We start from the raw sequence: 15,653 nt of genomic DNA, 5'->3' as shown, positions 1-15,653 counted from the left end.
ATCTATTCGACTCTAATTCTTTATCCTAACTTTTTATTATACCCATGCTCTGATCTGAACAATGACGTCTTTTAACTCAGTAATTAAATCAATAACAATGGCAGTATCATGATTATCAATAAACGTCTTTTCCGTATCTACAATTAGTTTTGAGATAGGTGGATATTGAAGCATGACAAGCGCTCCTTTCAGTTTATGAATAGCAGCAGACACTTTATCCAACTCATCACTATTGAGGTGACCTTCTAACGTACTCAAATCATCCTGCAAACTATTTATAAACACCTCAGCCAACATTTTTGCATCACTTTCGTTACCAAAAACATTAAGCCAATGCTGTATATCTTTGATCCCTTGCAAACTTACATTCTTACTATCTGTAATAATGTTTTCATCGTCTTTATTAAGATCAATAAATTCGGCAAGCCGATTATACAATTCATTAAGTTTATACGGCTTAAACAAAACACTGTTCATGCCTGAGCTGAGAGCTTTATTTAAGCAGGTTTTAGAGTCATCTGCAGTAAAACCGATAATTGGCAAGTTCTGGAATTTTTCTATCGTCCTGATCTGTTCGGCTAACTTAAAACCATCTAAGTGAGGCATATGGCAATCTGTTAAGAGTAGATCAAAGTCCCCTTCTTCAAGCGCCCTTAAAGCAGCTAATCCATCCTCGACCATTACAGCTTTTATACCTAATTTTTGACATTGTTTTTCAAGTAATAATTGATTAGTTTTATTATCTTCAGCAATTAAAATCTGGCCATATAAATGCGCTTTATCTGGGCTAATTATATCTAAGGTGGTATGAATATTATTAAGTAGCTCTCGTAATGAATCGGGATAAAGTGGTTCGATAGGTAGTAAATGACAATTACAATCATTTACTTGTTGAGTATTTCGGCTTGATGGCACAATAGTATACTTAGCAGCAATGCCTGCTTTTTTAGCACGCCACTGCTCTCCTAGTAACGCAACCATGTATTGCTCATCAATAATTAAATTTTCAGTCTGACTAAGTTCAGATAACTCCAAGGGCCAATCAAGTATGGTATGTTTGACTGCCATGGTTCCAAGCAGCCTGACCAGCTCTTCACTTTTACTACAAACAATCCAATACCCAGATGATGTGCTTAATTGAGGCTTTTTAGTATGTTGCAATGGGATAGATAAATAAACATGCGTACCCTTGCCGTATGTGCTAGACAAAGTGATACTGCCTTGCATCGCGTCAACCAGCTGTTTTACTAGCGCTAAGCCTAAACCTGTTCCGCCAAATTGGCGTTGAAAAGAGTTATCGGCTTGCTCAAATGGTTTATAGATTTGAGCAAGCTCTTCAGTTGTCATCCCCTTACCGGTATCTGTAATTGTGATATTTAACAACTGTTTCTCAAACTTTACCTCGCAAGTTATTGAGCCCTGACTTGTGAATTTAACTGCATTACTTAGTAGGTGTGATAAAACATGCATTAAATGATTAATATCAACCGATGTCGATGTGTAAGCAGCAGCCAGCCAATTTAAATTGAAATGAAGTCCCTTCTGTTTAGCCTGATATTCATGTGCTCGTAGAATGCGACACAAATGAGTTTCCAAATCAACATTCTCAACCACTACTTCGATGTTACCCGTACTAGTGTCTGCAAAATATAGAATATCATCAACTAAACCTTGTAGTTTAGTTACTGAAACCTCAATGTGTTCGATTAAAGTAGATTGCTCACTGTCTACTTGTGATGATTTTAAAAGCTCAATAAAACCATTTACCCCAGATAAAGGCGTCCTTAATTCATGACTCATCGTCGCAATAAAACGACTTTTAACTAAATCAGCTTGAAGCGCCTGTTGGTTGGCCTTATTTAATTCAACTTGATGATGTTTGAGTAAGCTAATATCTAATAAGATACCATTCCACCTAACCCCTTGTTGTATATCATTGCCTTTTGTTTGTGCATTGGCAATATAACGACACCAAACTTTTTGGCCAAGATTATTAATTCTAAACTCAATATCAATCATGCCTTTGCGCTTACTTGCTTGCTTAAAGGCTTTAGCTATTTGCACCCGGTCTTCATCAACAATACAAGGGGAAATACATCCGGTCATACCGCGGCTATTGAGTTGTCTTGATGTTACTCCCAATAAACTTTGCGCCCCTTTGCTAATATAGGTATAACACCCTTCACCATTATCATAATATTCATACTGAAATACCCCGCCAGGGATAGTATCAGTAATCGTTTGTAATAATTGTTGAACCGCTTGGTTTTCCCTTTGAAGGTTATGATGTTCAGTCAAATCAGTGATGACGGTCATAATCCCTGCCAACTGACCATCAACTCCAAGATATGGCTTTTTAGTGTAGAGAAGCTCAAGCTTCTTTCCTACTTTATTGGTAAAGTTCATTTGACGATTAAAAACTTTTCCAGAGTGCAAGCTTTGCTTATTCTGCGTCAATAACTGGCTAACTTGTGCTAACTCGTCACGTAAATACCGTTTTTTTTCGTCCCATAAATGAGCAAAATTATCCTTATAGGCTTTGTTCCACATTATCCTTTTTTGCTCAGAATCTTGTATCACTACCATTGTAGGTAAATCGTCGATGAGCTTTTGAGTGAAGTTCAATTTACTTAACGCAACTTGCTCAGCCTCTTTTCGTTTTGAAATCTCACGGTTTATGGTAATCCGCCAGCTAACAAAATAAATAATCGAAATACAGATAAGAATTAAGGTTAAAATTGCAGTTGTATTAACGGTGGTTTTGTCATATCCACGCTCGATATTAAAAATACCATGGCGATTGACAATATGATTGAAGTCATTGCTCGTTAGTGTTTTGAAAAGGCTTTCAAGTAAACTGACTACTTCAGTAAAGTTTTTATTCACAAGGAAATAGATCGGCTGATTATATCGGTATTTAGGGTTGATATAAAATTCGCCTATGTAAAACTGATTCAATTGATATGCCGCAATGCTTTGCGGTAAGATAACACTATCAATTGTGTCGTTCCTCAAAGCATAAAAAAGTGTCACAATTGAGCTAAATGACACCGTTTCTAAATTCTCAGCACTTGGCAGCTTCTTTTTTGGATCTGCAAACAGATCTATATAACCAATACGCTGAGTTTTACTCGAACGTTTAGAAATTAAAACCATTTCTACGCTTACGTGCGGCGGTAAAGCAATCAAAACACCTTCATTAATTCTTGTTGGTGTCATCGTCGGAATGAGATCGATCTTATTCGCTAAAAATAATCTTTCTAATTCTTTGGAATTTGCAGCAGGGATATATTTAAACTGGAACCCACTTCGTTCAGATAGTAACTCAAGGGTATCATTTAAATAGCCTGTAGCTTCGCCAATTTGATTTGTGTCATTAATTGGAAACAAACCATCAATAAACGAGAACGTAAGTAAATAATTATTGTTGCCTTTCACACTTACTTTATTGAATTCACGTTTGAATTGACTATAGGCTTTTGCGGCCAAATATTCTTCACTTGCCGAACTTTCCCATAATTGTTTCGTGGTTGGAGAGATAGATGCTAAAAAAGAATTAACTTGATTACGTAAAGCCGCTTTCTGTTGGTTGAACATGACATGAAATGTTTCACTAGAAAGCCAGATAGGACTTACAACTTTAAGACCGTCTTTACCACGATTTTTTAACTGATGAGACAAAACTGAATAATCACCTAAAAAAGCATCAAATGAGCCATCCGCCACTTTTTTAAACGCATCATCTGGTTTTATAAACCGATTTATATAAAGCGCCCCATTTTCAGCTAAATATTCGCAATGCGAACTCCCAGTGATACAAACCCATCGTAAACTAGCAAAGTTCTTTAAGGCACTATTTGCAATAGATTGATTTACAACTATTCCACGTGGACCTTCCATAAAGGGTGTTGAAAATAAATAATGTTTTTTGCGCTGCGTAGTTTTATTCAATCCAACCGCAAAGTCTATTTCACCAGCTTTAAGTCCGTCCAGAAGCTCGTCAAGACTGTCGTAAACTCGGTACTCTAAATCGGCACCAGCTAAACGCGCTATTTCGTTACTGTAACCAACAATTACACCAGTATATTGACCATTTGCGTCTTGGGTGTGATAAGGAAAAAAATTATAACTTACGATACCCGCTTTGAGTTGCGTCGCAGAAGCAATACAAGAGAATAAAAGCGTAATAGCATAAAGGTAAAAGAGAAATCGTCGTTTCAGAACTAAACCAAGCAAAAGTAAATAACTAGCTACATTCTAGCAGTGAAATTTAAATACTCAATTTTTGTTTAAAACTAGCTACTATAAAAATTAACAAATAGATGATTCGATACAGACGTACAGTCGCCATTCGAATAAAGATTGCGTTAATTATTTAAAAATAGCATGCGCATATTTTCCACCTCTAAACTATTGCAAAAGCCAATGGGTATGAAGTAAGAAATAATCAAGAGCAGTTAATTAAACTAAAAAAAACCCACTTTAGTCAGTGGGTTTTTATTTTTATTTACACATTAAAAGCTTTGTGAGTATCGGAAGTACAATTGACGACCAATATCAAAGCCACCGTAATATGAATAAGTAGAACTTGGGCCTGAGTACATAATAGGACCACGTTTATCAAATACATTGTTAGCACCAATAGAAAGCTTAGATTCCCATGGCGTATTATAAGTGAACTGTAGGTCGTTAAATGTAGTAGAGCCTACTTTATTTTTAGGCACAACTACACCATTAGTCCAATCACGTTGGAAGTTTGGATCACTACAACGGTCTTCAAAATAACAGTCCTCACGCATTGAAGAGAAATAACGCATCGCCCAGTTTGCACTGAAATCTCCATACGTCCAATTCAAGCCAAAGTTAGCACGTGTTCTAAATGTATCTCCATGACCTACATCTGATTCAACTTTAGTTGTTGGATCATTTGTCGATTTTGAATCATATTTTAGTAAGTATGTGCTATCTAGAGTTGCACGGAAGTCACCAAAACCAGTTTCAAATGCATATGCTAATGATAGATCAATACCTGATGTTTCAGTGAAACCAGCATTGCGCGTACCATATGTTAAATCGTTAACAATTGAGTTGTTCGGATCACGTGAAAACATTGCACATCGTGATTCATCACCGCCAATATAACAATCTTTTAAGATCTCATTTGGTGAGTCAGAAACTACCGTGTCAGTGATTTTAATACTCCACCAATCAAGGATGATATCAAGGTTTTCAACATAACTTGGGTTGTAAACAAAACCAACGGTTTTACTGACAGACTCTTCTGGTTGTAACAGTGGATTTGAACCACTATTGAATGGCACTGGTGTTTGAGCTGCAGGGCCAGTCGTCGGCACAAAGCCTTGTTGTAACTGACGGTAATCAGCTGGTACATCTTGTAAACAGCGCGCAGAGCCAGCTGCTGTACCATAAACTGAATCACATGGATCGATAAAGCCTGTTGTAAAAGTTTGAGAACCACCACCATACAAGTTACTAATTGTTGGAGCTCGGAAGCCTTCAGCCCAAGTACCGCGAACCAATAAATCATCAGTTGGACGCCACTCAATGCCTACTTTACTGTTCGTTGTATCACCAAAAGTACTGTAATCTGAGTAACGAGTCGCAAGACTAACGTTTAGAGACTTAGCACCAACAACATCAGATAAAATAGGAACATTTAACTCTGCGTAACCTTCAGTAACATCGTAACCGCCACCCGTTGCACCAGATGCAAGAGTAGTACTTTGACCGAGTTGCGCTAGTGCATCAGGATTATACTCACCCGACTCTTTACGATACTCAGTACCAACAGCGAAAGTTAATGAACCTGCAGGTAACTCTGCAAGTAAACCACTTATGTTAGCAAAGTACATTGTTGTTTGAGTTTCACCACGATAATGCAGTGTAGGATACAAGAAGTCTTGTACATCAGGATCTGCTAGCGAGTTTTCAACAGGCCCTGCACCGAAGCCTGCTAAAGGATTCCACGCAACACACTCAGCTGATGAAATTGGATCATCTTCAGTACCACACTGAACTTCTCCCGATGCGTTTAAAAATGAAGGGCCAGTAGCGGCTTCAATAGCAGGCTTATAGAAGTTACCGTTGTCTACTTGAACAGTTGTGCTCTTGCTGTAAACACCACCAACATCCCAGTCAAAATAACGATTAGCTAACTCGAAAGAGCCTTCTAATGCGGCAGTAAAACGCAAAGTATCTTGATTACTTTCAGTTGTACGTGGAACTTCCCAACCACGACGAGTAAATGAAACATCTTCGCCAACTGGGTTAAAATAGCTATCACCACTTAACACAAAGCCATCTGACGCTGATTGATATGGATAACCTGCTACCTGACGTAACGCTTCACGTTCACTATATCCGATATCACTTGTAAAACTAACACTATCAGTAATATCGTAGTTAGAGCTGATATAAAGAGAGCGTGCACTTAAAGGCGTTTCTAAATGCATTTGGTCAATTGAATTACTTGAACCATTTTCATAAGTTTGCGGTTCAAAATCGTCAAAAGATGAAGCATTGCCTGGGCGCTTAGCAACCCACCATTGATCATTATAATAAAAACGACCATATTGACCCACTAAAGTACGGTTATTTGGAATATCATAACCTGGATATGATACTTCTGAGAAAGAACGGTCTCTCGCCCATACATCACTTTCATCACGCCACTCAGCACCTAAAGTAATTGAACCCTTTTCTCCCGAAAAGCCAGTGACCATACTAATGTTTTTCTTCTCACCATCACCATCGTCATAGCCACCGCCGTATACTGTGAACTCAAGACCTTCATAGTTTTTACGAGTGATAATATTAACAACACCAGCCATTGCATCTGAACCGTACATTGCAGACGCGCCATCTTTTAACACATCAATACGTTCAACCATTCCCATTGGAATAGCCGAGATATCTTGATAACCAGAGGTAGTAATACCCAAACGCTTACCATTGATTAAAACTAAAGTACGGCTGGCGCCTAAGTTACGAAGGTTGACGTAGTTACCACCCACATTCTCACCAGACACTAATGGCTCAGAACGACTGATTGGCGGTGAACCAGCTGCAGACATATTTTCAATCAAATCAATAACAGATGTGAAACCTTGATTAGCAATATCTTCACGACTTATTGTTTGGATTGGTTGTGCTGTTTCAAGGTCAGTAGAGCGAATACGTGACCCCGTTACTTCGATACGCTCTACTTTTTCTGCACCTTCATCTGCAGCCACTGCAGAAACTGAAAATGCTGACGTTGATGCTGCGCCAAAAGCAATTGCTAAACGCACTGCTTTTGAAACTTTATTATTTAACATTTGAATCTCCCTGGTCATATCCATGTTATGACTCTATTAATTTATTTAAACCCATAAAAGGTACTAGTACCCTTTAAGGGAATTAAATACTAATATCAGGAACAACATTTGGTCAACAGCTTTTTAACCATTGATTTTAAATGTGAATTTTAAGTTTCATACATATAAGTATTTGAAGAAAAGTAACGTCACATATATTTCACATTAATTCATATATTCGAAATAATAAAAAACTAAAACCAAGATAACCAGCTTAAATTCGGGATTTTTATATTTATTAGATAACCTATTATTTCGTATTTTTTTCTAAAAGCTTTTTCATTTTTGTATAAAGCTCAACTTTATTTTCTTGCTATTAAAAGGCTCGTTCTTAAATTTATTTCATGATCCATTCAACATCAGACAAAATTTCCTACTGTTTTGTCTGTGCTTCATGTAAATCGGTCTTGTGCTACATAACTACACTTAAGCCTTCAATTCCTTGAACAACCATAACCGACGCTTTAATTTTATCTGTGTAACGTAAGGTGACATTTTTATCATCAAAGATTTATTTACTATACCGCCAATCTGATTTTCTAAAAGGCTCACGGTGAGGTTTCCAATGTTTAGGTAATGGCTCACTGATATCTATAATCAATAACACTACTCAAATTTTGAAATAAGCTCGGCCTGCTGCAGTTACATAATCTAAGGTTGCATAACACTGAAGCGCAGAGTTAACCCCTTATAACCTCGAATACTAAAAGAACGACGATAGGGATTAACAATTAGTGGGGAATTTTTTCCTAAAGAACTTTTTGATAACCATAAAATATAAGCTTATTTCGGCTCTTAAGTTTGATCGATTTCAGAAAAGGCATAGCACCAAGCTATATTTCCAACACATAGGTGCTGATGGAAACTTTAGCTCTGTTTTGCTTCGTCGAATAAATGTAGTGTTCAGGGTAAGTATCGCTTTATAAAAAACAATTTTTATTACAAATCGAATACTTATAACATCTACAAATTTATATCCTTAACTACAACATTAAGCAGTTTAAGCACCTTGAAGTCTTGTACGGCTTTACCTTTATAGAGAAAACCCTTAAAAATTATCAATTTTTGCAGTTCCACGAACTGTACCATCATGATCAAGTGGCTAAGCTCTAACATTACCTAAACTTTTTGTCATCATATCTATTTTACGAATACGCCTTTTTTAGCTCATTCCTACGGCTATTAGTGGTAGTTTATAAAGTTCCGGAACCTTTAAGTTTCAACCGTTAAAGCTAATGAAAATATGCTCGGGATTTGTTGTCAGCATTTGTACTATAGAAAACGCTGAGCATATGCCTGATGTGCCTTCATGAGCGCCAACAAATCGCACGCTTTAGAGTCAGTTTTAGTTTTATAAATACTAAAATTTTCTTTTGCATTGTTATTTAATATAAAAACAGCCTCCTTACTCTTTGGTCACGATACGGTATTCATATCATGCTCTTCAAACTGGAGAATTACTTTTATAATTTATAACCCTTCGGTTTCAATATTTATTATATTTTACGCTTTTTTATTGGAGAAAATAATTTAAAGTCAGTGATAAATTGGAAATTTGGCGATTTCTAGAAGTCTTCAAGTTATAGTTATCAGTGTGTTGCTGGCTTGCTATCACATACCAAGAAAACACCCAGTTGAGTAGCATTACATAGGTAAGTATTTCAATATAAATAACCCTATAGATTTATTGTTATTTAAAAAAAACCTCGCAATTAGGCGAGGTTTTTGAAGCTTATGCATTCTTTAAAATTAGAACGTTTGTTCTACTTTTAAGAAAATTGTTCTGCCAAGCACATCATATAGTGCTGTAGAAGCATCACGGTAGTCGTAGAAACCGTCGTACCATTTAGGTGCTTCACGGTCGAAGATGTTATTCACACCAAATGTTACTTTACCGTTCCAATCATGTGTATAAGATACTTGTGCATTATGCTTGAAGTAGCTCGCAACTGGCGCTAAAGAAGGATTGTTAAATTCTTCTGCCCCTGATTCTTGTTTACCAATGTAGTAAGTAGACCAAGCAGCCCCAAAGTTATCATATTTCCAATCAAGCGTCATATTTGCACGCCACTCTGGGTAATCTTGAAGACCAGAGTAATCGAAAGGATCAGCACCTGCTTCTGTGATTTCTACAAACTCTTCAACGTAACTTGCTTCACCACGTAATGAGAAATCACCGATATTAGTTTCATGAGTGTAGTTCGCTTTAAAGTCAAAACCAGACGTCTCTAAAGAAGCCATATTTTGATCGAAGCTGTACATTACATCAATTTTACCTTCTGCATCACGCACAACAGCTGGGTTAGAGCCATTTTCAATTTCATCTGAAAGTAAGCGATCTGTACTGATTGCAGCAATACGGTTATCAATTTTTACTTTGTAGTATGAAACTTCCATTGAAAGTGTATCTGTCACATTCCAAACTGTACCAACAGTTAGAGACTCACCTTCTTCTGGCTCTAAATCTGGGTTACCACCAAACCACGTTTTGTGTTGTGTACCACTTGGCGCACAGTAAACAGTATCGCTTGCAGCGTTACCTTGGTTATCACACCAAAGTGTATCGTAGTTAGTTTCGAAGCTTAAAGATTGACTAGAGAACATCTCACCCATGTTTGGAGCACGGAAAGACTCACCCCAGCTTGCACGTACTAATAAGTCATCTGTGATACGCCAAGCAGCACCAAGTTGACTAGTTACGTTATCGAATTCACCTGCAACAACAGATGCACCTACGTCACCTTCTTGCTCATATTTATCGTAACGAACTGCAGCATTTAAATCTAAACCGAATGGGAAAGCAGCTTGTAGCTCTAAGTAGCTAGAAGTACGGTCACGTGTTGCAAATACATCATCACCACCTGAACCACCTGACACATTACCTGAAGCAGATAGAGGGTCTGAATACTGAGTGAAGTCGATCGTTTCAAACTCAGCACCTACTACACCCGCTAAGGTAAATGATTCATTATCAACAAGCGTTGTAGAAACTAAACCGTCAAATTGAGTGCTTTCGAACTCTGCTTTATAGGTACCCATGTGAGCTGCACCAGCATAAAGCTCTGCCATTTGTGCATCCCATGAAGCAAAATCCATACCTGTAGTATTGAAGATATCGTATTCACCTGTATCGATTAGAGATTGTACAAGTGGATCATTAATTAGATTACGGTTGAATGATTCAGTCGTAGAGCGGCTACGCTGCGCATTGATTTCCCAGTCAAATCCGTTACCAATATCAGTATAACCTACTAAGCCACCAACAAAATCAATGTTAGCAATTTCAACGCGAGTATCACGGTTACCCAAGTTAGCTGAACGCATGCTTAGTGAAATATCTTCACCATATGGGTTCATAGGGTTATCAGCATACATAGTCGGTTTTGTAGTTGATACAGGTGTACCAGCATAACGAGCATCAGTCTTAGACATTGAAGCACTTGCACGGCCACGGAAATATAAGTCGTCTGTTAACTCATACTTAAAGTTTGAAAGGATTGAGTCTTGTTCTGCGTCAGCGAAAAGCTTAGTCACAGCGCCATAACTATATAAACAACGGCCGTCGCTACTTGGTACTGTATTATCTGCAACATCACATAAGTCTGCTGAGTACCAGTTTTTAGAGTCTTTGCCTTGACCATTTGGAACAGAGCTGTAAGACGAAAATGCACCGTATAATTCAGAATCTAATTCCCAGATATCACGGTCATAAACTGCATCTGCTTTGTAGTGTTCGTAAGTTAATGTGATATTACCTTTATCAGATGCATAACCACCTGTCACTGAGAAACGGTTAGTATCACCACCTTCAACTGAAGGTAACTCTGTGTCATATGTGAAGTTTAAACCATTAAAATCTTTTTTAGTGATGATGTTGATTACACCAGCAACCGCATCAGAGCCATATACCGCAGATGCACCTTCACGAAGAATTTCAATACGTTCAACGATTGCCATTGGAATTCGTGACGTATCAGCTGCAGCACCAGAAGAAGAACTAGTACCTGGCATACGACGGCCGTCTAATAATACAAGTGTATAGTTTGCACCAAGGCCACGCATATTAACATTTGAAGTTGCGGCGGCACCTGAACCATAACCTGACATACCACGCCAAGAACCGAAACTGTTTACAGACGAGTTATTTAATACATCTGCAACTGTCGCTTCACCAGATAACTGGATATCAGCTGCAGTAATAACTGTCACTGGTGAGGCAGTTTCCATATCAACTTGCTTGATACGTGAACCTGTTACTTCGATGCGTTCAACTTTCCCTGCGTTTTCTTCATCTGCAGCAAATGTACTAGCAGAAAATGCAGCTGTCGAAGCTGCACCAAAAGCAACCGCTAAGCGAACAGCTTTTGAAACTTTATTATTTAACATTTGATTCTCCCTGGACCATGTTATTCATGGAATATTTATAGTTATTCAAAATAAATGCATATTCCGCAGTCATTTCGAGCTTTGATAATAATACTCGCCACTCTCAAAGGTCAACACTTCACTAACGCAAAAGTTCAACTTTTAACAATAAATATAAAAACACCACAGAGTTAAAAACAAATTTAACACACGAAAAACCCTTAAACCACAAAGGGTACAGCATCATTAACAATGAGTTACAAAGGGAAAGAAGAATTTCATTATTTAGTACCGATAAAGGTACACACCAGAATAGCGCTAAATTATTGCAGTAAACACAACAAACAGGCGATTTGTATTTTGGATTTTTTTTTCACTTAAATTTAGAATTTGAAAACTTAAACCCAATAGATATAGACGAAACCACAAATTACTTAGACAAGATGACAGTTAGAAGTGTTTTTTAAGATTAACCATGCAAAAGTTAATAGAATGAACATTCTATTAACTAAACCCATTGGTCGACTCTAGAAAAAAGCTCACCCTCCTTATTTACTAAGCCCAAGACGCTAAGTAGTAATAAATTCGGTACATTCCAACTTGAAAAAAATGTAACAATCGGCAATAGTTAGATTGTTAAAACAACAAGGAAAAACCATGATTAAACAATTATTACTAATTGCATTTACTTTTTGCTCACTTTCTTCGTACGCAAAAATCAATGAACTACCAGAAGAATTCTCAGATTTTAGCCTTAATAGAGATATAAGAATTTCATACGAGGATCTTGATAACCTACTTGAAATAACAGTGCTAGATATGGGCAGGTCTGATAGAAGCTCACGTAAATCCCAATCATCCATTGGCACGCGCATGAAATCACATAAAAATAATGATACAGCTTTGGAGGCTAATCGTTTTTTATTTGAGGCAGTATCTAAATCAGAAATAAAAGATGGCTTTCACAAAATTCGTATAAGCCTAGAAAAAGTACCTGACGAAATTTCTCTTAACGAACTAAGCCTCGATGAGCAATTGGCATACTGGCTTAACCTTTACAATACAGCGATAGTTGAAAAGTTAATCGAGCACTACCCTATTCGCGATACAGAAGATCTTCTTTTTGATGATGATTCAATTTTAGATGAAGAGTTTTTAACCGTTGCCGGTTATAAGCTTTCACTCAATGATATCCAACATAAAATTGTTTTTGAAAAATTCGGTAAAAAGAAACCAATCGTCATGTATGGCTTTTATCAAGGTAACATAGGTAGCCCAAACCTGCGCAATGAAGCTTATAAAGGTAATAAGGTTTACCATCAACTAGTTGAAAATGGTGAAGAATTTGTAAACTCTAATCGAGGCATGCAAATTAAGCGTAAAAGCCGCCTTTATGTATCTAAATATTATGAGCAAACTGAATCATTATTTACTGACTTCGAAACTGACTTACGTGAGCATTTAGAAGACTACGCTGAAGGGCAAATGAAAAGCGATGTTAAATACGCAAAACGTTTTAAAATTGACATTGAAGATTGGAATATAACCGACTTATTTGGTACAGAGCGTAGTTTTGGTGCAACTGCATCAACTAACCCAGCAGCAATGTTAAACGCTGTGGTGAGTAATTCTGATGTACCAGTATCTGAAGATGGCAGTAGCTCAGGTATGGGGGCCGTTAATGTTAACTTTATTAACGACTCTATCATGATGCGTACAATGGATTTTGGTCGCTTTTCACCTGAAATGTTAGAAAAAATTAAAAAGCTTAACTTAAAACGCCAAGACAATAGCGGTACTGTTGAGATCAAAGATATTGATTCAAATAATTAATCGCTAAACACCGCATGTCAGTAATCAGCGGCATGCGGTCTTTTTCGAATAGAAACTTTATTGCTAAGTCAGCTTTTTAAAACCAGGTCAGGCCTTACAGCAAAAACCTAAACTAAGTTAACTTTCAGGGCTGTTTATTACCCTTCACCATAAACACACTGAATAAATCAAAGACCTTGATGTAAATCAAGAGTAATATTTTACTTTACTGTACACCCTGTTAACATAAAGCAAAAACAGGGTTTACGAGTGAATAATTCATTACAAAGAGCTTTGCACGCATTCAATCAACAACAATATGTGCAGGCATTACAACTCCTTTCTTTACATACAAATAAAACCGCTGATTGGTATACATTGAATAGCTTATGTTTATCAGCTGTAAACAAAACAACTGATGCAGAGCAGTGTTATTTAAAAGGCCTTAGCCAATTTAGTAATCATGTTGGCCTTTTAGACAACTACACTAATCTACTATGTAAACAAAAAAAGTATGCAGACTGTATTCATTTTTGTGAATACAACACAGTTTCTTTGTCTCTTGAAAAACCACGCCTCAATTACATTGAAAGTCTAATTAATCAAGATGAATTATTAAAAGCCGAACTTTTATTAAGCAAAACATCGCCCTCTCAGAACGCATTAGTCCGTTACCATTGGCTCACTTTAGAACTTTTCGAGCGACTGGGTGACTTACAAAAAATCGAAAACTATTTTCAAACAAAATTGCCAAAACAATTAAAAGGGCAATTTCATTTCGTTTATAAACATGCCTGTAATTATCGAAATTTAGGTCAATTTCCCGAGGCATTAGCGCTTTTGCAAATGCTTTTAAAACAGCAACCAAGCGCCGAATTGCATTACATAGTTGGTTGTACATACTATGATTTACAGCAATATGAACAAGCACAAGCTCATCTTAAGGCATGCCTAGAGCTTGCTCCTAACTATGTACCTGCACATGAAAGCCTTAATAAACTCTACTGGGAGCACTCTCAGAGCCAGTTAATGAGTTCATATGCAGACACTTTTAAACACTTTGATGCAAACCCTGTTCTGATCCACTCGCAAATTTGTCAACTACTACAACTAGGTAAACTAGAAGAAGCATTATTAGTAAGTAGTAATGCTACACAAAACAACCCACAAAATTTAGATTTACATCATGCCCACAGTATTATTCTTGATAGAACAGGTGACGAAGAAAAAGCATTTTCACTCCTTCAACAGCTCGTTAAAGCAGCTCCACAAAATGCTCGTTACTGTATTGATTTAGCAAACTTTTACATACAACAAGGCGATTACAGCTCAGCGATCTTTCACTTAGAAACTGCTGTAAAATTTAATCCTAATAACCAAGAGCTTTGGGCATATTTAAGTATTGCTTGGCGCTTATCAAATGATGATAAATATCACTGGTTAACTGACCTAGATAAATTCGTTAAAGTGATGGAGCTACCTGCTCCGCCTGGTTTTAAGACCTTTGCTGATTTTAATAAGCAGTTGCAGGAGCTAATGATCAGCCTTCACACAAATAAACTACAACCATTAGATCAAAGTGTGCGCAGTGGCAGCCAAACACAAGGTCACTTGTTACACCGTTCAAACCAACTTATTGATTTATTTAAGTCATCTATGAATGAATGCATTAATCAATACCTGATGCAGCTACCAGAGGATGCTAACCACCCTCTATTAGCGCGTAATCATAAACGCTTTGTTGCCAGAGGTAGTTGGTCGGTGAAACTAGAAGAAGGCGGTTTTCATGCTAATCATATTCACCCTCAAGGTTGGTTATCAGCGCCGAGCTATATTTCTATTCCTAATGAGATGAGTAAAGATGATGAAACTAAAAATGGCTGGCTTAAGCTAGGAGAAACCAGTCTTAACTTAGGTGAACGTGAGTCTATAGCTCGTGAAATATGCCCTGAGGAAGGTCAAATTATTATATTTCCAAGCTATATTTGGCATGGTACATACCAACTAAAAAGCACTAGCCCTCGGCTAACTATTCCATGTGATATCATGCCCTTAAAATAATAAACAAGACCATCTAAATGATGGTCTTTTTTATTACCA

The 15,653-nt window shown here is 37.2% G+C and carries 5 protein-coding genes; 2 read left to right on the top strand and 3 right to left on the bottom strand.

Going from position 1 to position 15,653, the window contains the following annotated elements:
* Positions 1-36 precede the first annotated feature (36 nt).
* The 3 genes from BIZ38_RS12210 to BIZ38_RS12200 all read right to left on the bottom strand — a co-directional run bounded on the left by BIZ38_RS12210 (position 37) and on the right by BIZ38_RS12200 (position 11,762).
* On the bottom strand, positions 37-4,236 hold the full coding sequence (locus BIZ38_RS12210) for an ATP-binding protein (protein WP_187490366.1): 4,200 nt from the start codon (positions 4,234-4,236) through the stop codon (positions 37-39).
* Between the two features lie 278 nt (positions 4,237-4,514).
* Positions 4,515-7,337: a TonB-dependent receptor domain-containing protein gene (locus BIZ38_RS12205; protein WP_054553672.1), complete on the bottom strand. Its 2,823-nt coding sequence runs from the start codon at positions 7,335-7,337 to the stop codon at positions 4,515-4,517.
* Between the two features lie 1,788 nt (positions 7,338-9,125).
* Positions 9,126-11,762: a TonB-dependent receptor gene (locus BIZ38_RS12200; protein ID WP_166339714.1), complete on the bottom strand. Its 2,637-nt coding sequence runs from the start codon at positions 11,760-11,762 to the stop codon at positions 9,126-9,128.
* A 636-nt stretch (positions 11,763-12,398) separates the two neighbouring features.
* Here BIZ38_RS12200 and BIZ38_RS12195 point away from each other — a divergent pair.
* Both BIZ38_RS12195 and BIZ38_RS12190 read left to right on the top strand, forming a co-directional pair.
* Positions 12,399-13,574, top strand: coding sequence for a DUF547 domain-containing protein (locus tag BIZ38_RS12195; protein ID WP_166339712.1), 1,176 nt, complete (start codon positions 12,399-12,401; stop codon positions 13,572-13,574).
* A 249-nt stretch (positions 13,575-13,823) separates the two neighbouring features.
* On the top strand, positions 13,824-15,614 hold the full coding sequence (locus BIZ38_RS12190) for a putative 2OG-Fe(II) oxygenase (RefSeq protein ID WP_187490365.1): 1,791 nt from the start codon (positions 13,824-13,826) through the stop codon (positions 15,612-15,614).
* The last annotated feature ends 39 nt before the right edge of the window (positions 15,615-15,653 follow it).

The organism is Pseudoalteromonas sp. BZK2 (assembly GCF_014349195.1).
Taxonomy (GTDB): domain Bacteria; phylum Pseudomonadota; class Gammaproteobacteria; order Enterobacterales; family Alteromonadaceae; genus Pseudoalteromonas; species Pseudoalteromonas simplex.
The sequence above is the reverse complement of the archived record's forward strand: the minus strand, read 5'-3'. Positions and strand labels throughout refer to the sequence as shown.